20 protein-coding genes are annotated in these 16,854 nt (G+C 53.6%); 14 read left to right on the top strand and 6 right to left on the bottom strand.

Features of this window, described 5'->3' with window-relative positions:
• Nucleotides 1-81 precede the first annotated feature (81 nt).
• From blr to gstA, 12 genes are all read left to right on the top strand, one after another.
• Entirely contained in the window at nt 82-207 is a 126-nt protein-coding gene (blr, locus tag OGX93_RS11045; RefSeq protein WP_048902389.1) for a division septum protein Blr, read from the top strand.
• Nucleotides 208-513: 306 nt separating this feature from the next.
• Nucleotides 514-729, top strand: coding sequence for a transcription modulator YdgT (gene ydgT, locus OGX93_RS11040; protein ID WP_024130361.1), 216 nt, complete (start codon nt 514-516; stop codon nt 727-729).
• Nucleotides 730-818: 89 nt separating this feature from the next.
• Nucleotides 819-1,259, top strand: a complete 441-nt coding sequence (locus OGX93_RS11035) for a DUF2569 domain-containing protein (protein ID WP_012132511.1) — start codon at nt 819-821, stop codon at nt 1,257-1,259.
• A 76-nt stretch (nt 1,260-1,335) separates the two neighbouring features.
• Nucleotides 1,336-1,917, top strand: coding sequence for an electron transport complex subunit RsxA (rsxA, locus tag OGX93_RS11030; protein WP_005121199.1), 582 nt, complete (start codon nt 1,336-1,338; stop codon nt 1,915-1,917).
• Nucleotides 1,917-2,495 (top strand): electron transport complex subunit RsxB, encoded by a 579-nt coding sequence (rsxB, locus tag OGX93_RS11025; protein ID WP_286449604.1) that lies wholly within the window; start codon nt 1,917-1,919, stop codon nt 2,493-2,495. Before rsxA ends, rsxB begins: the two co-directional genes overlap by 1 nt.
• Nucleotides 2,488-4,512 (top strand): electron transport complex subunit RsxC, encoded by a 2,025-nt coding sequence (gene rsxC, locus OGX93_RS11020; protein ID WP_286449605.1) that lies wholly within the window; start codon nt 2,488-2,490, stop codon nt 4,510-4,512. The genes rsxB and rsxC overlap by 8 nt, the downstream gene beginning before the upstream one ends.
• Nucleotides 4,513-5,565 carry an electron transport complex subunit RsxD gene (gene rsxD / locus OGX93_RS11015; protein WP_012132514.1) on the top strand — a complete coding sequence of 351 codons (1,053 nt, stop codon included), beginning with the start codon at nt 4,513-4,515 and terminating at the stop codon, nt 5,563-5,565.
• A 9-nt stretch (nt 5,566-5,574) separates the two neighbouring features.
• Nucleotides 5,575-6,195 carry an electron transport complex subunit RsxG gene (gene rsxG / locus OGX93_RS11010; protein WP_071258158.1) on the top strand — a complete coding sequence of 207 codons (621 nt, stop codon included), beginning with the start codon at nt 5,575-5,577 and terminating at the stop codon, nt 6,193-6,195.
• A 3-nt stretch (nt 6,196-6,198) separates the two neighbouring features.
• On the top strand, nt 6,199-6,891 hold the full coding sequence (locus OGX93_RS11005; RefSeq protein ID WP_286449606.1) for an electron transport complex subunit E: 693 nt from the start codon (nt 6,199-6,201) through the stop codon (nt 6,889-6,891).
• Nucleotides 6,891-7,526: an endonuclease III gene (gene nth, locus OGX93_RS11000; protein ID WP_286449607.1), complete on the top strand. Its 636-nt coding sequence runs from the start codon at nt 6,891-6,893 to the stop codon at nt 7,524-7,526. Before OGX93_RS11005 ends, nth begins: the two co-directional genes overlap by 1 nt.
• A 611-nt stretch (nt 7,527-8,137) precedes the next feature.
• Nucleotides 8,138-9,643, top strand: coding sequence for a dipeptide/tripeptide permease DtpA (gene dtpA, locus OGX93_RS10995; RefSeq protein ID WP_024130362.1), 1,506 nt, complete (start codon nt 8,138-8,140; stop codon nt 9,641-9,643).
• Nucleotides 9,644-9,747: 104 nt separating this feature from the next.
• A complete protein-coding gene (gene gstA, locus OGX93_RS10990) occupies nt 9,748-10,353 on the top strand; it encodes a glutathione transferase GstA (RefSeq protein WP_286449608.1) in 606 nt (201 codons plus the stop codon).
• Nucleotides 10,354-10,605: 252 nt separating this feature from the next.
• Here the strand turns inward: gstA and pdxY are convergent, their stop codons facing one another.
• The 5 genes from pdxY to anmK form a co-directional block, all read right to left on the bottom strand.
• Nucleotides 10,606-11,466, bottom strand: coding sequence for a pyridoxal kinase PdxY (pdxY, locus tag OGX93_RS10985; protein WP_058669168.1), 861 nt, complete (start codon nt 11,464-11,466; stop codon nt 10,606-10,608).
• A gap of 61 nt (nt 11,467-11,527) precedes the next feature.
• Complete coding sequence (tyrS, locus tag OGX93_RS10980) at nt 11,528-12,802, bottom strand: tyrosine--tRNA ligase (RefSeq protein WP_024130365.1); 1,275 nt, start codon at nt 12,800-12,802, stop codon at nt 11,528-11,530.
• A 126-nt stretch (nt 12,803-12,928) separates the two neighbouring features.
• On the bottom strand, nt 12,929-13,585 hold the full coding sequence (gene pdxH / locus OGX93_RS10975) for a pyridoxamine 5'-phosphate oxidase (RefSeq protein ID WP_012132522.1): 657 nt from the start codon (nt 13,583-13,585) through the stop codon (nt 12,929-12,931).
• A 58-nt stretch (nt 13,586-13,643) separates the two neighbouring features.
• Nucleotides 13,644-13,973 carry a C-type lysozyme inhibitor gene (mliC, locus tag OGX93_RS10970; protein WP_012132523.1) on the bottom strand — a complete coding sequence of 110 codons (330 nt, stop codon included), beginning with the start codon at nt 13,971-13,973 and terminating at the stop codon, nt 13,644-13,646.
• Between the two features lie 86 nt (nt 13,974-14,059).
• Nucleotides 14,060-15,181, bottom strand: coding sequence for an anhydro-N-acetylmuramic acid kinase (anmK, locus tag OGX93_RS10965; protein ID WP_058669075.1), 1,122 nt, complete (start codon nt 15,179-15,181; stop codon nt 14,060-14,062).
• 283 nt (nt 15,182-15,464) lie between these two features.
• On the opposite strand from anmK, the gene slyB reads away from it, so the two are divergent.
• Nucleotides 15,465-15,932 (top strand): outer membrane lipoprotein SlyB, encoded by a 468-nt coding sequence (gene slyB / locus OGX93_RS10960; protein ID WP_012132525.1) that lies wholly within the window; start codon nt 15,465-15,467, stop codon nt 15,930-15,932.
• 48 nt (nt 15,933-15,980) lie between these two features.
• Here the strand turns inward: slyB and slyA are convergent, their stop codons facing one another.
• Complete coding sequence (slyA, locus tag OGX93_RS10955) at nt 15,981-16,421, bottom strand: transcriptional regulator SlyA (RefSeq protein ID WP_012132526.1); 441 nt, start codon at nt 16,419-16,421, stop codon at nt 15,981-15,983.
• Between the two features lie 194 nt (nt 16,422-16,615).
• Between slyA and OGX93_RS10950 the strand changes: the two genes are divergently transcribed.
• The gene (locus tag OGX93_RS10950; RefSeq protein ID WP_012132527.1) at nt 16,616-16,852 is read left to right on the top strand and encodes a DUF1656 domain-containing protein; all 237 of its coding nucleotides are present in this window, start codon (nt 16,616-16,618) and stop codon (nt 16,850-16,852) included.
• The last annotated feature ends 2 nt before the right edge of the window (nt 16,853-16,854 follow it).

Genomic DNA, 16,854 nt, shown 5'->3' with positions numbered 1-16,854 from the left:
CCCTTGCCGTCTTATTTATTGATGAGTAACATTTGCATCCTGTGTTTATGGATAAATCAAAGCAAAAAAATGTCGTCAGTAATGAATCGCCTTATTGAATTAACCGGTTGGATTGTTCTCGTTGTCTCAGTGATCCTCTTAGGCGTCGCCAGCCATATCGATAATTACCAGCCCCCTGAACCGACGGCCTCCGTTCAGAAAAAATAAGCGTGTCCTGGCCAGTTGCGGCATAGCTACATATCGTCAGAAATGGTTTCGGTTTACAGCCAGAAAAATCAGGAAAAGATGAAAAGCGGCAAAAAAAGCGAAATATGCCGTCTGCTGGCCGCACGCTTATTGCCAGTTGTCATGAAGCGCGTTACCCTTCCGGCAGGTGCTCTGCTCACCTGATTCATGACACGTAAGAATACGCTTATTTACCCTTGCGCGCCGATTATTCTTTTCGGTGTCGTTTTGTTTATTTTTATATTCACTACTCCGTTGGTGTTATTTGTTTAATATGGATCGCTATTTATGACAGTTCAGGATTATTTATTAAAATTCCGCAAAATCAGTTCGCTTGAGAGCCTGGAAAAACTGTTTGATCACCTTAACTACACCCTCTCTGACGATCGGGAGATCATCAATATGTATCGCGCCGCAGATCATCGTCGCGCGGAACTGGTCTCGGGCGGTCGTCTGTATGATGTCGGTCAGGTGCCAAAATCAGTCTGGCATTACGTACAATAAAGAAAGTAGCGATCGGCGTTAAAAGCTTTATAATACTGGCCCCAAAATGAAATAGTCTGCCTGTTCGCGCTGGCAAATCTGGAGAAGATATGACCACAACACCGGCACAACGCATCGGGGGCTGGTTGCTTGGCCCACTGGCCTGGCTGTTAGTCGCGTTACTGAGCGCCTCGCTCGCGTTATTGCTCTATGCTACTGCGCTGGCTACGCCGCAGACATTCCATATGCTCAGTGAGCAAAGTACCGGCAACCTGTTGTTGTGGGGCGTTTCGTTTATTACCGCCATTGCAATGTGGTATTACACCTTATGGTTGACCATCGCCTTCTTCAAGCGCCGCCACTGCGTGCCTAAACATTATATTATCTGGCTGCTGGTGTCGGTCTTGCTGGCAATTAAAGCCTTTGCCTTTTCGCCAGTCTCAGACGCGTTTGCGGTTCGCCAGCTGTTGTTCCCGTTACTGGCGGCCGCGCTGATCGTACCCTATTTCAAACGCTCGGCGCGCGTTAAAGCAACGTTTGTGAACCCGTAATACCCTTACAGTTAACCTGTTGTCGCCTGCTGTAGATTGACAGATAATAGGCGGCTTTTTTATTTCAGGCCGAAAAATGACTGATTACCTGCTGCTCTTTGTCGGAACTGTACTGGTCAATAACTTTGTACTGGTCAAGTTTCTGGGTCTCTGCCCGTTTATGGGGGTTTCCAAAAAGCTGGAAACCGCAATGGGTATGGGGCTCGCCACCACGTTTGTGATGACGCTGGCGTCTATCTGCGCCTGGCTGATTGACACCTGGATTTTGATTCCGCTCGATCTCATCTACCTGCGGACGCTGGCGTTTATTCTGGTCATCGCGGTGGTAGTGCAATTTACTGAGATGGTGGTGCGTAAAACCAGTCCGGCATTGTACCGCCTGCTGGGGATCTTCCTGCCGCTCATCACCACCAACTGCGCGGTGCTCGGCGTGGCGCTGTTGAACATTAACCTCGGTCATAATTTTTTGCAGTCGGCGTTGTACGGTTTCTCCGCCGCCGTCGGCTTCTCTCTGGTGATGGTGCTGTTCGCGGCAATTCGCGAGCGCCTCGCCGTGGCAGACGTTCCTGCCCCTTTTCGCGGTAACGCGATTGCGCTGATTACCGCAGGTTTAATGTCTCTGGCCTTTATGGGCTTTAGTGGTTTGGTGAAGTTGTAATGAATGCTATCTGGATTGCCGTAGTCGCCGTGAGCCTGCTGGGCCTGGCATTCGGCGCCATCCTGGGGTATGCCTCCCGCCGGTTTGCCGTGGAAGACGACCCCGTTGTCGAGAAAATCGACGAAATTTTACCGCAGAGCCAGTGTGGGCAGTGCGGCTATCCTGGCTGCCGCCCTTATGCTGAAGCCATCGGTAGTCAGGGTGAAAAAATTAACCGCTGTGCGCCGGGCGGCGAAGCGGTGATGTTGAAAATCGCAACGTTACTGAACGTCGATCCGCAACCTATCGATGGTGATGAACAAGAAGTTGCGCCAGTGCGTATGCTGGCGGTCATCGATGAAAACAATTGCATCGGCTGCACTAAATGTATTCAGGCATGCCCGGTGGATGCCATTGTGGGCGCCACGCGCGCGATGCATACGGTCATGGGCGATCTCTGCACCGGCTGTAACCTGTGCGTTGACCCGTGCCCGACGCAATGCATTGAATTACGCCCGGTAGCGGAAACACCTGACAGTTGGAAGTGGGATTTGAACACCATCCCCGTTCGTATCATTCCCGTGGAACAACATGCTTAAGTTATTCTCTGCATTCAGAAAAGATAAAATCTGGGATTTCGATGGCGGCATTCATCCGCCGGAAATGAAAACCCAGTCAAACGGTACGCCTCTGCGACAGGTTCCACTGGCGCCGCGCTTTATCATTCCTCTTAAGCAGCATATTGGCGCTGAGGGCGAGCTGTGCGTTAACGTGGGCGATCGCGTCCTGCGAGGCCAGCCGCTGACCCGTGGTCGCGGCCGCATGCTGCCCGTCCATGCGCCGACGTCCGGGAAGGTTATCGCGATTGCCCCCCACTCTACCGCGCACCCGTCGGCCCTGGCTGAGCTTAGCGTGATGATTGATGCCGATGGCGAAGATCGCTGGATCGAACGCGACGGCTGGGCGGATTATCAGCGCCGCAGCCGCGAAGAGCTAATTACCCGAATTCACCAGTTCGGCGTTGCCGGGCTCGGCGGCGCGGGGTTCCCGACCGGCGTCAAATTACAGGGCGGCGGCGATAAGATTGAAACGCTGATCATCAACGCGGCAGAGTGTGAACCCTATATCACCGCTGATGACCGCTTAATGCAGGATTGCGCCGCGCAGGTGGTGGAAGGCATCCGTATCCTTGCCCATATTCTGCAACCGCGTGAGGTCCTGATAGGTATCGAAGATAACAAGCCGCAGGCCATTTCAATGCTGCGTGCCGTTCTGGCCGATGCGCATGATATCGCGTTACGCGTTATCCCAACGAAATACCCTTCCGGCGGCGCAAAACAACTTACCCAGATCCTGACCGGGAAACAGGTTCCGCACGGCGGCCGCTCTTCTGATATCGGCGTGCTGATGCAAAACGTTGGTACGGCTTATGCCGTCAAACGCGCAGTGATTGACGGGGAACCGATCACCGAGCGCGTTGTGACCTTGACCGGAGAGTCCGTCAGCCGTCCCGGTAACGTCTGGGCCAGGCTGGGGACGCCTGTCAGCCACCTGCTTAATGATGCGGGCTTCTGTTCTTCAGCCGATCAAATGGTGATTATGGGCGGCCCGCTGATGGGCTTTACCCTGCCCTGGCTTGATGTTCCCGTCGTGAAGATCACTAACTGCCTTCTCGCGCCTTCCGCCACGGAAATGGGCGAAACGCCGGAAGAGCAAGGTTGTATCCGCTGTAGCGCCTGTGCCGATGCCTGTCCCGCCGATTTGTTGCCCCAGCAGTTGTACTGGTTCAGCAAAGGCCAACAGCACGATAAAGCCACCGCACATAACATTGCCGACTGCATTGAGTGCGGCGCTTGCGCCTGGGTATGCCCCAGCAGCATTCCGCTTGTGCAGTATTTCCGTCAGGAAAAAGCGGAGATTTACGCGATCGCGCAAGAAGAAAAACGCGCGGCTGAAGCGAAAGCGCGTTTTGAGGCCAGACAGGCGCGACTGGAGCGTGAGAAAGCCGCACGCCTTGAGCGCCATAAAAATGCGGCCGCACAACCTGCGGCAAAAGATCAGGATGCCATCGCCGCAGCGCTGGCGCGCGTAAAAGAGAAACAGGCACAGGCGACTCAGCCCGTTGTCATCAACGCGGGAGAGAAGCCGGATAACAGCGCGGTTATTGCTGCCCGTGAAGCGCGTAAAGCGCAGGCGCGCGCCAGACAGGCGGAGAACATACCGGCCGCTACAGAACCCGTCGAGCCGGTCGACCCGCGCAAAGCCGCCGTCGAAGCGGCAATTGCCCGCGCCAAAGCGCGCAAGCAGGAACAGCAGACCGCTGCGGAACCTACCGAACCGGTCGACCCGCGTAAAGCCGCCGTCGAAGCGGCAATCGCCCGCGCCAAAGCGCGTAAGCAGGAACAGCAGACCGCAGCGGAACCCACCGAACCGGTCGACCCGCGCAAAGCCGCTGTCGAAGCGGCAATTGCCCGCGCCAAAGCGCGCAAGCAGGAACAGCAGGCCGCTGCGGAACCTGCTGAACCGGTAGACCCGCGCAAAGCCGCCGTCGCAGCGGCGATCGCCCGCGTTCAGGCAAAAAAAGCAGCACAGCAGCAGGTTGTTAACGAGGAATAAATGGTATTCAGAATCGCAAGCTCGCCTTATACCCATAACCAGCGCCAGACATCGCGTATCATGATGCTGGTGTTAATCGCCGCGCTGCCGGGGATTGCCACCCAGCTATGGTTTTTCGGTTGGGGCACATTGTTCCAGATTATACTGGCCGCAGTCAGCGCGCTGGCCGCAGAAGCCGCCGTGCTTCAACTGCGTAAACAGCCGATCGCCGCTATCTTAAAAGACAACTCAGCATTGCTGACCGGTTTGCTGCTCGCTGTGAGCATACCGCCTCTCGCCCCGTGGTGGATGGTGGTATTGGGCACCGTATTTGCCGTCATTATCGCCAAGCAGCTTTACGGCGGTCTGGGGCAAAACCCATTCAACCCAGCGATGATTGGTTATGTCGTTCTGTTGATTTCATTCCCGGTACAGATGACAAGCTGGCTCCCGCCGCATGACATCGCCGCAACGGCGCCAGGCCTTCTGGATGCGTTGCAGGTCATCTTCACCGGACACACCGCCAGCGGCGGCGACATGAATACGTTACGCATGGGCATTGACGGCATCAGCCAGGCTACGCCGCTCGATACGTTCAAAACCTCGTTACATGCCGGGCACGCTGTTGAACAGATTATGCAGTACCCCATCTACAGCGGCATGCTGGCCGGTGCGGGCTGGCAGTGGGTAAACATCGCCTGGCTTATTGGCGGCGTGTGGCTGCTCTGGCAAAAAGCGATCCGCTGGCACATTCCGGTCAGCTTTTTAGTGACGCTGGCTGTCTGCTCCACTCTGGGATGGGCATTCGCCGGGGATTCACTGGCGTCTCCGCAGTTGCATCTGCTTTCTGGCGCGACAATGCTGGGCGCGTTCTTTATTCTGACCGATCCCGTCACCGCCTCGACAACCAATCGTGGTCGTCTGATTTTTGGCGCGCTGGCGGGTTTGTTAGTGTGGTTGATTCGCAGTTTCGGGGGATACCCGGACGGTGTGGCGTTCGCTGTACTGCTGGCGAATATCACGGTGCCTTTGATTGATTATTACACCCGACCTCGCGTCTACGGGCATCGCTAAGGACACCCCATGCTGAAAACGATTCGTAAACACGGTATCACGCTGGCGCTGTTTGCCGCAGGCTCGACGGGGCTGACGGCGGCCATTAACCTGGTCACTAAATCGACGATTGCCGAACAAGCGGTTCTCCAGCAAAAAGCGTTATTTGATCAGGTTCTGCCTGCCGATCGCTACAATAATACCTTGCAGGACAGCTGCTTTCTGGTGAATGCTCCGGCGCTGGGCAAAGGTACACACCGCATCTATATCGCCCGTCAGGACGATAAGCCCGTCGCCGCCATTCTTGAAGCCACGGCGCCGGACGGCTATTCTGGCGCCATACAGCTCCTGGTTGGCGCTGATTTCAGCGGCACTGTGCTGGGTGCACGCGTGACAGAACATCATGAGACGCCTGGCCTGGGCGATAAAATTGAGCTGCGCTTATCCGACTGGATCACCCACTTCAGCGGGAAGACGATCGGCGCTGAGAACGATGCTCACTGGGCAGTGAAAAAAGACGGCGGTGATTTTGACCAGTTTACCGGCGCAACCATTACCCCTCGGGCAGTGGTCAACGCGGTGAAACGTGCGGGCCTGTACGCGCAGACCTTACCGGCGCAACTTCCTCAACTTACCGCCTGTGGAGAATAAACCATGAGCGAAATTAAAGACGTTATCGTTCAGGGCTTGTGGAAAAACAACTCAGCGCTTGTACAGCTGCTTGGTATGTGCCCGCTACTGGCAGTGACCTCCACCGCCACGAACGCATTAGGCCTCGGCCTCGCCACCACGCTGGTGTTGACGCTGACCAACCTGACAATTTCCGCCCTGCGCCGCTGGACGCCAGCGGAAATCCGCATCCCAATCTACGTAATGATCATCGCGTCCGTGGTCAGTGCAGTACAGATGCTGATCAACGCTTATGCCTTCGGTTTGTATCAGTCGCTGGGGATCTTCATTCCGCTGATTGTGACCAACTGCATCGTTGTGGGGCGCGCAGAGGCTTTTGCCGCGAAAAAAGGCCCGGCGCTGTCCGCGCTGGACGGTTTTTCCATTGGCATGGGGGCGACCGGCGCCATGTTTGTCCTCGGCTCCATGCGTGAAATCATCGGCAATGGCACGTTGTTTGATGGCGCTGACGGTCTGCTGGGCGACTGGGCGAAAGTGCTGCGCGTGGAGATTTTTCATACCGACTCGCCTTTCCTGCTGGCGATGCTGCCGCCCGGCGCTTTTATTAGCCTGGGGCTGATGCTGGCCGTGAAGTACCTTATTGACGAGAAAATGAAAAAACGCCGCGCCGAAGCCGTTGCCGCTGAGCTTCCGTCAGGTGAAACAGGGAATGTGTAATGAACAAAACAAAACGACTGGAAATATTAACGCGCCTGCGTGACAACAATCCACACTCCACAACGGAGTTAAATTTCACCTCGCCGTTTGAGCTACTCATCGCCGTATTGCTGTCAGCACAGGCCACGGACGTCAGCGTGAATAAAGCGACCGCAAAACTTTATCCCGTCGCCAATACCCCGGCGGCTATGCTGGAGCTTGGCGTCGAGGGCGTAAAGTCGTATATCAAGACTATCGGCCTGTTCAACAGCAAAGCGGAGAATGTGATTAAGACCTGCCGGATGTTGCTTGAACTGCACAATGGCGAGGTTCCAGAGGATCGGGCGGCTCTGGAAGCGCTGCCCGGCGTCGGGCGTAAAACAGCCAACGTGGTGCTCAATACCGCATTTGGCTGGCCAACTATCGCCGTCGATACGCATATTTTCCGCGTCTGTAACCGGACACAGTTCGCCCCCGGTAAAAACGTCGAGCAGGTGGAAGAAAAACTGCTCAAGGTCGTTCCAGCGGAATTTAAAGTCGATTGCCACCACTGGTTAATTCTGCATGGCCGCTACACCTGCATTGCCCGTAAACCACGCTGCGGCTCCTGCATTATTGAAGATCTTTGCGAATACAAAGAGAAAGTCGATATCTGATGCGCCAGGGGTGACGCCGTACGCCCCGACGCATAACAATTTGTTATCCACTTCGGCTCACCTGTTTACCCGACTATGATACCGGCCCGCTTCGCTTTCTTAATGCAATGTTCTTTTGATTTAACACTTCACCAGGTTAATCGTTTTTTTAGAAACTGAAATTTCTATCCATACGTGATCCAGATCACATTGATAACTTCGTGTAAAATTTTTTATCAAATACGGTTAAAATTACAACCAGATGACCTGATGATGCCTTTTCAATACAAAACATTACACTGGCTATTTTTAAGATAATGGCCTATATCACTACTTTAAACCTTAAATAGCAGAACATATCGCCACCATCCGCTTTTTCGCCCCTCCCTGTAGTGTAAAAAACTGCCATTTTACAAATGAAGAAATTTAACGCTACATAACATTTCTCAGTCCCGATGATTCCACCATGCAAGATATATGTAACAGAGTATTACAAACCCCTTGTATGGAAGGGAAAGATAGTGAACATTACTTGCCGTTTCCCCTCCCACTATAACAATCGGACGGATGAACTTGACTCATCACGCGCCAGAACACCCCCGTTAATATGGGATGTAAAAAAAGAGGTAAAAGTGTCTACTGCAAACAATAAACCAACTGAAAGCGTCAGTTTGAACGCTTTCAAACAACCGAAATCGTTCTATCTCATTTTCTCTATTGAGTTATGGGAGCGTTTTGGTTATTACGGCCTGCAAGGAATTATGGCCGTCTACCTGGTTAAACAACTGGGTATGTCAGAAGCGGATTCCATCACCCTTTTCTCTTCCTTTAGCGCCCTGGTGTATGGTCTGGTCGCCATTGGCGGCTGGTTAGGGGATAAAGTTCTGGGCACCAAACGCGTCATTATGCTGGGTGCTATCGTACTGGCGATTGGTTATGGCCTGGTCGCCTGGTCCGGTCATGATGTTGCGATCGTCTATATGGGTATGGCGACCATCGCCGTAGGTAACGGTCTGTTCAAAGCGAACCCGTCTTCTCTGCTGTCGACCTGCTATGCCAAAGATGACCCGCGTCTGGACGGTGCATTCACCATGTACTACATGTCCATCAACATCGGTTCCTTCTTCTCTATGCTGGCGACGCCGTGGCTTGCCGCAAAATTCGGCTGGAGCGTGGCGTTTGCCCTGAGCTTCGTCGGTATGCTCATCACGGTGGTTAACTTCCTGTTCTGCCGCAGTTGGGTTAAAGATTACGGCTCAAAACCAGACTTCGAAGCGGTACATTTCGGTAAATTGCTGGCGACTATCGCAGGCGTTATCGTGCTGATCGCTATCGCGACCTGGCTGCTGCACAACCAGGGCATTGCACGTATGGTTCTGGGCGTGATCGCTCTGGGTATCGTGATTATCTTTGGTAAAGAAGCGTTCGCGATGCAGGGCGCGGCACGTCGTAAAATGATCGTCGCATTCATCCTGATGCTGGAAGCGATTATCTTCTTTGTGCTGTACAGCCAGATGCCGACGTCACTGAACTTCTTCGCAATCCGTAACGTTGAACACACAATCCTCGGTATCGCGGTTGAACCGGAGCAGTATCAGGCGCTGAACCCGTTCTGGATCATCATTGGTAGCCCGATTCTGGCGGCCATCTATAACAAGATGGGTGATACGCTGCCGATGCCGACCAAATTCGCTATCGGTATGGTTCTGTGCTCTGGCGCGTTCCTCGTTCTGCCGCTGGGCGCGAAATTCGCTACAGATGCAGGCATTGTGTCTGTTAACTGGCTCATCCTCAGCTACGGTCTGCAAAGTATCGGTGAACTGATGATCTCCGGCCTGGGTCTGGCAATGGTTGCCCAGCTGGTTCCGCAGCGTCTGATGGGCTTCATCATGGGTAGCTGGTTCCTGACTACGGCGGGCGCCAACCTGATTGGTGGCTACGTGGCTGGCATGATGGCGGTGCCGGAAAACGTTACTGACCCGCTGATGTCTCTGGAAGTTTACGGTCGCGTATTCCTGCAAATCGGTGTCGCCACTGCGGTTATCGCCGCGCTGATGCTTATCACCGCGCCGAAACTGAATCGCATGACTCAGGATGATGAAGAAAACGCGAAGGCCGCCAAAACCGCTACCGCGTAATTTTCAGGGAAACTGATATTCAGGCCGCTAACGTGCGTTAGCGGCTTTTTTTTTGCCTGATGCCGCACTACCATACGTTAAACCTCAGCAAAAAGGAGTTACCGATGAAACTGTTCTACAAACCGGGCGCCTGTTCTCTTGCTTCTCACATCACCCTGCGGGAAAGCGGTATTGATTTCACGCTGGATGGCGTTGATCTGGCGAAAAAGCGTCTGGAAAACGGCGATGATTATTTCGCGGTAAACCCAAAAGGACAGGTTCCGGCTCTGCTGCTGGACGATGGCACCTTACTGACCGAAGGCGTTGCGATTATGCAATATCTGGCAGATAGCGTGCCCGATCGTCAGCTGTTGGCACCGACAGGCACCATCTCCCGCTACAAGACGCTGGAATGGCTCAACTATATTGCCACGGAGTTGCACAAAGGTTTTACGCCACTCTTCCGCCCGGATACGCCAGAGGAATATAAACCGATTGTCCGTGCGCAGCTGGAGAAAAAATTGCGCTACGTGAATGACGCGCTCCAGGAAGGCCAGTGTCTTTGCGGCCAGCGTTTCACGATCGCAGATGCCTACCTTTTTACCGTATTGCGCTGGGCGAAAGCGGTGAAGCTGAATATGGAAGGATTAAGCCATATCGACGTTTATATGGTGCGGGTCGCTGAACGCCCCTGCGTGGCGGCGGCGCTAAAGGCGGAAGGTTTGAACTAATGGTTGTTGCGCCGGATGGCGGCTACGCCTTATCCGGCCTGTAAAACAACCCGTAGGCCCGGTAAGCATTAGCGCCTCCGGGCGCTTTGCCGGATGGCGGCTGCGCCTTATCCGGCCTACAGAACACCCCGTAGGCCCGGTAAGCGTTAGCGCCTCCGGGCACTTTGCCGGATGACGGCTACGCCTTATCCGGCCTACAGAACAACCCGTAGGCCCGGTAAGCGTTAGCGCCACCGGGCGCTTCGGTAAAACTCACAGCTGCGTCGCGCTGAAATAGTGTTCAGGTTTAGCAATGCGATCCTGCGCGGCCACCACCTGCAACTCGTATTCCTGCATATTTTTCGTGGCGATCATAATTTCATATACCGCCGCAGTAACGTGTTCAAGCGCTTGCTGCAACGTTGCGCCCTGCAACAGTTTTACCAGCAACAAACCGCTGGTCACATCCCCGACACCCACTGGCTGACGCATCCCGAAATCAACAAGCGGACGGCTAATATGCCAGGCTTCATCCGCCGTCACCAGCAACATCTCAAAGCGGTCGGGGCTGTATCCCGCCCGGGCGAGATGTTTAACCAGCACAACTTGCGGCCCTTCCGCAATCAGTTCCCTGGCAGCCAGTACGGCTTCATTAACATTATTGACCGCATGTTCACAGAGAATTTCCAGCTCCACCAGATTGGGCGCGATAATGTCGCTGGCCGGGAGCGCATGGCGAACGTGGAACTCAGCGACGCCAGGCGCCACGATGCACCCTTTTTCAGGATGCCCCATGACCGGATCGCAGAAATATTTCGCCTGTGGATTCGCCGCTTTTACTTTACGAACAATCCCCAGAATATGCTCACCCTGCTCTGCGGAACCCAGATAGCCGCTAAGAACCGCATCGCACGTCTGAAGTTTATCAATATCCGCAATACCCTGAACAATTTCAGTCAAATGTTCGGGCGGCATAACGCAACCGGTCCATTTGCCATACTGCGTGTGGTTAGAAAACTGAACGGTATTCAGCGGCCAGACATTCGCGCCAAGACGGCGCATCGGAAATTCAGCAGCACTGTTGCCCGCATGGCCGAACACAACATGCGACTGGATGGCGAGGATATTCTTCATGTTTACCATAACCCTAAAATAATAAAGGGGCGTGGTTTCCCACGCCCCTGCTGACTTTTTATTATTTCCAGCAAATCAGACAGTAATTCTTTTTACCGCGGCGCAACAGCGTGTAGCGCCCGAATAAAATGTCGCTGTCCTGGAAGAAATATTCCGGGTCTGACTGTTTTTCACCGTTGATGGTCACCGCATTAGAGGCGATGGTTTTACGCGCCTGACCACGAGACGGTTGCAGTTCGGAATCCACCAGCGCCTGCATCAGATCGGCGCCTTTTTCCATCTCGATCATCGGCACGCCATCCTGAGCCAGTTGTTCGAAATCGGCTTCGCTGAGATCGCTCAGATTACCGTTGAACAGGCTTTCAGTGATACGTTTCGCCGCAACCAGACCTTCTTCGCCATGCACCAGGCGCGTGACCTGCTCTGCCAGCACATACTGGGCACGCGGCGCTTTACCGCTGTTCTTATCTTCTTCTTCCAGCGCATTGATCTCGGCAATGTCCATGAAGGTGAAGAATTTCAGGAAGCGGTACACGTCAGCATCTGCGGTGTTGATCCAGAACTGGTAGAACTTGTACGGACTGGTCTTTTTCGGGTCCAGCCATACCGCGCCGCCTTCGGTTTTACCAAACTTGGTGCCATCTGCTTTGGTGATCAGCGGTACGGTCAGGCCGAACACCTGGTTCTGATGCAGACGACGGGTCAGATCGATACCGGAGGTGATGTTGCCCCACTGGTCAGAGCCGCCGATTTGCAGCGTAACGCCGTGCAGTTTATTCAGGCAGGCAAAGTCATAACCCTGCAACAGGTTATAGGAGAACTCGGTAAAGGAGATGCCCTGATCGTCACGGTTCAGACGTTGCTTCACCGCTTCTTTGTTGATCATCTGATTGACGGAGAAGTGCTTGCCGATGTCGCGCAGGAAGGTCAGCACATTCATGCCGCCAAACCAGTCGTAGTTATTCGCGGCAATGGCGGAATTGTCACCACAGTCAAAATCGAGGAACGGTGCAACCTGCTTGCGGATTTTATCCACCCACTCCTGCACAGTATCTTCGGTGTTCAGTTTACGCTCAGCGGCTTTAAAGCTCGGGTCGCCAATCAGACCGGTCGCGCCGCCTACCAGCGCAACAGGCTTGTGACCTGCCTGCTGGAAGCGTTTCAGGCATAACAATGGAACAAGATGCCCCAAATGCAAGCTGTCAGCGGTAGGGTCGAAGCCGCAATAGAGCGCGATCGGGCCTTGCGCCAGTCGCTCTGCTAACGCTTCCTCGTCCGTTACCTGGGCCACCAGCCCCCGCTCTTGCAATTGTTTAATCAAGTTACTGCTTGCCATCAAAATCTCCATGTATAAAACGACTGCACCTTTGCCGGTACACGACTTTTCGCCAGACGCGAAAGGTATATAGAATAAAGCGCTGACGCACGCAGCGCTAGCGCTTAACACAACAAATTTCGGGGTTTAAGGAGCAAGCCGGTCAATTTTCCACGCGTTGTTTTCGCGCTGGTATAAAAAGCGGTCGTGTAAACGGTGTTCGCCGCCCTGCCAGAACTCCATCTGTTCAATATTGACGCGGAATCCGCCCCAGAAGCTGGGCAACGGGACTTCCCCTTGCTGGAACTTCTGCTTCAGCTCAAGGAACTTGCTTTCCAGAATGCCGCGCGCAGAGATTCGGCTGGATTGTTTAGACACCCAGGCGCCAATCTGGCTGTCGCGCGGGCGGCTGTGGAAGTATTTCACCACTTCAAGCGTGGAAAGGCGTTCCGCTTTGCCAGTCACCATCACCTGCCGTTCCAGCATATGCCACGGGAACAACAGACTGATACGCGGATTATTTTCGAGGTGATGCGCCTTACGGCTGCCCAGGTTGGTGTAAAACACCATCCCTTTTTCATCGTAATGTTTAAGCAGCACAATGCGTTGATAAGGCTGACCGTTTTCATCGACGGTGGCGACCACCATCGCGGTCGGGTCCGCCAGTCTGGCATCACATGCCTGACCCAGCCAGCGTTCGAAAAGGGTTAACGGTTCAGCGGGAAGATCGTTGCGACGCAGGCCGCCTCTGGTGTATTCACGGCGCAGATGCGCGATTTGCTGCAATTCGTCGTTATCAGACATGGTGTTCGCTACGGATTGTCAGTGGGTGGCGCTATTGTGCGCCGCCCAGGTGAAAATCTCAACGCTTCGGGTTTTGTAACTGGCAGTTATTCAGCACAATTCTGTCGCGTTTATAGACCGTTGCGCCATCGCCTTTTGACCAAAAGACGTAGATGCCGTCCGTGTAACGTGCTCCCGACGCAGACATGCCCTGTTTGAGGTTCAGCAGTTTATTGTCGTAAACAAAATTCACCTCTTGCCGGGTATTGTTCATTTTTACGGTAAGCGGTTTTTCATCACACTGATATTCCAGCGTGTCCGTTTGCATACGCTCAAGCAATTGGTTGTAGACGCTACAACCGCTCAGGAGCACAGGCAGACATACAATGAGCAGTTTTTTCATAGACATATCCCGAAGACTTTCCTGGTCCGAAGGGCAAATACGCCCTTCCTAACCCTTTCAGTTTAACGGCAGACAGGCCCGGAAAAATTCAGTTAACTCTGAGTTCGTGGGTTCGCCGGGAAAATGGCCCCCAGAATGCTGGATTCTGTGGCCCCCGTCACCGAAGGGAGGTTCCCCGGCAACCCGGCGAGCGTGCGCCACGCCAGCCAGGCAAACGCCAGCGCTTCCATATCATCGCCACTGATCCCGGCTTCATCCGTGCTGGTAACTTCCGTGCCCGGCAGCAACCCGGCCAGACGCGCCATCAGCAAAGGGTTACGACTCCCGCCGCCGCACACCATCAGCCGCTCGCAGCCGCCGCTTAACAGAACCTGTTCAGAAATTGTCACCGCGGTCAGCTCAGCCAGCGTTGCCTGAATATCGCGGGGAGCGAGGCCAGGAAAGGCCGAAAGGTGGCGTTCTATCCAGCCATAGTTGAAATACTCACGCCCGGTGCTTTTCGGCGCGGGCGCTGAAAAATAGGGATCGCTCAACATATTTTGCAGCAGCGGAATTATCACTTTCCCTTCGCTAGCCCATTGCGCGTCTTTATCATAAGGCTTAGCGCACTGCCGCCAGATCCAGGCATCCATGAGCATATTGCCTGGCCCAGTATCGTACCCTCTTACCGGTTGACCCGGTATGAGCAAAGACAGGTTGGCGATACCGCCAATGTTCAGCACCATCCGACGCTCTGTCGGGTGCGCCAGCAACGCCTGGTGGAACGCGGGAACCAGCGGCGCGCCTTGCCCGCCCAATGCAATATCGCGACGACGAAAATCACCGACAACCGTTATCCCGGTTCGCGCGACAATTTGGTTGTTATCACCGATTTGTAAGGTATGCGGCGCAGCGCCGGTAGGTTCATGCCAGACCGTCTGACCATGACAGCCGATGGCGACAATATCCCGCGGCCGCAGTTTTTCCTGCGCCAGCAGCGCGTTCACCGCGTCGGCAAAAAGCTGCCCAAGCTGCGTATCCAACTGGCCAAACTGGGAAAGCGTGAGTTGTTGCCCCTGGCAAATATCCAGAATGGCTTGTTTAAGATGAACGGGGATGGGCCAGGTCAGGCTCGCCTGCTGTGCGACCATCGTTTCATCAATTGCCGCCAGCACAACATCGACGCCATCAAGGCTGGTTCCAGACATAACGCCGATAAAACGGCCCGATTTCATACATCTTCCTTTTAGCGTGTTAAGCATGATTTTAGCGTTACCACTCAACCACAAAGTTTCCGCTAATACCATGCTTCATTAAGCATTTTTACCCTTCGATGCAGACGCTGACACTCTGTTCTGATAAATCTCATGGATGATTCGTTTATACTTGGTTAACCCAAATCTGATTATGATTTTCACATTGTTCCAGCAGAACATGTGCCTTTACGGTCGTATATGCCATATAATTTAACCATGAGGGATGCTTTGTGGCGTTTCATGGTGAACAGGAGATTTATAGATGATTAAACGTGTGCTGATCGTTTCACTGATGGGCTTATCTTTAGCGGGTTGTGTGAATAACGATAGCCTTTCCGGTGATGTCTATACCGCGTCCGAGGCGAAACAAGTGCAGAATGTCACATACGGCACTGTCGTTAACGTTCGTCCGGTGCAAATCCAGGGCGGTGATGACTCCAACGTGATCGGCGCTATCGGTGGTGCAGTGCTCGGTGGTTTCCTCGGTAATACCATCGGTGGCGGGACGGGTCGTTCACTGGCGACGGCCGCTGGCGCAGTCGCAGGCGGCGTAGCGGGACAAGGCGTCCAGGGCGCGATGAACAAAACTCAGGGTGTGGAACTGGAAATCCGTAAGGATGACGGCAACACCATCATGGTGGTACAGAAACAGGGCGATACCCGTTTCTCCGCAGGTCAGCGTGTTGTTCTGGCCAGCAACGGCAGCCAGGTTACTGTTTCTCCGCGCTAATCCAACAGACGTGTGGTCAGCCTCTGGCCACACGCCTTTCTTCTGCTCTTAGTTCTGAGACTGCAACTCAATAATATTGTGCTCAAGTTTCGCAATCAGCTTAATTAACAGCTCAAGTTCCTGCGGCGAAATCCCTTCCAGAATCTCTCCACGCGTTTTATTGATCACGGCTTCCATCTCTGTGATGAGCGGTTCCGCCTTCTCCGTCAGCTTAATTCGCTTGGCGCGACGATCGCTGGCGCAGGTTTGTCGTGAGATAAGCCCTTTGTCTTCAAGCTGATCCAGCGTACGCACCAGAGACGGTTGTTCAATGCCAATCGCTTTGGCTAACTGTATTTGCGACTGATCTGGCGGAAGTTGGTGAATATTATGCAGCGTTACCCAGTGTGTCTGCGTCAACTCCAGAGGTTTCAGGCGATGGTCAATCAGAGCACGCCAAATGCGCACCAACCGTGCCAGATCAGAACCTAGTGGCGATTCCAATTTCATCTCCTTATAATTAGCTTGCTAAGATATTATACTGATTTTAGAATAGTGTGCAGCATTTATATGCTCAAAACAAATGTATTGCTAAATTTGCTTACAGGTAGACATTTTTTCAGACATTATGCGGAAAAGACGTGCTGTACCTCGGTTTTTACTAAACCTATAGCAACGCTGTTTAACGCAAAGGATTCTTGCTTGTGACGTTTATACCCACTGCAACAGGATTGCCCCTACAAGATCTGGTGATCGGCGCATCTGTCTATTTCCCTCCGCTTTTCAAAGCATTCGCGCTTGGATTTGTTATCTGGCTGCTGGCGCATCGCCTGCTACGCGACTGGATTTACTCGGGTGAAATCTGGCATCCCCTGCTGATGGATCTGTCGATATTTGCACTTTGCGTGTGCCTGAGCCTTATTTTGCTGATTGCGTGGTGATT

It is taken from the genome of Citrobacter sp. CK195 (assembly GCF_030333365.1).
Lineage (GTDB): Bacteria > Pseudomonadota > Gammaproteobacteria > Enterobacterales > Enterobacteriaceae > Citrobacter_B > Citrobacter_B koseri.
Note: the sequence above shows the minus strand (reverse complement) of the source record. Positions and strands in the feature narration are given on the sequence as shown.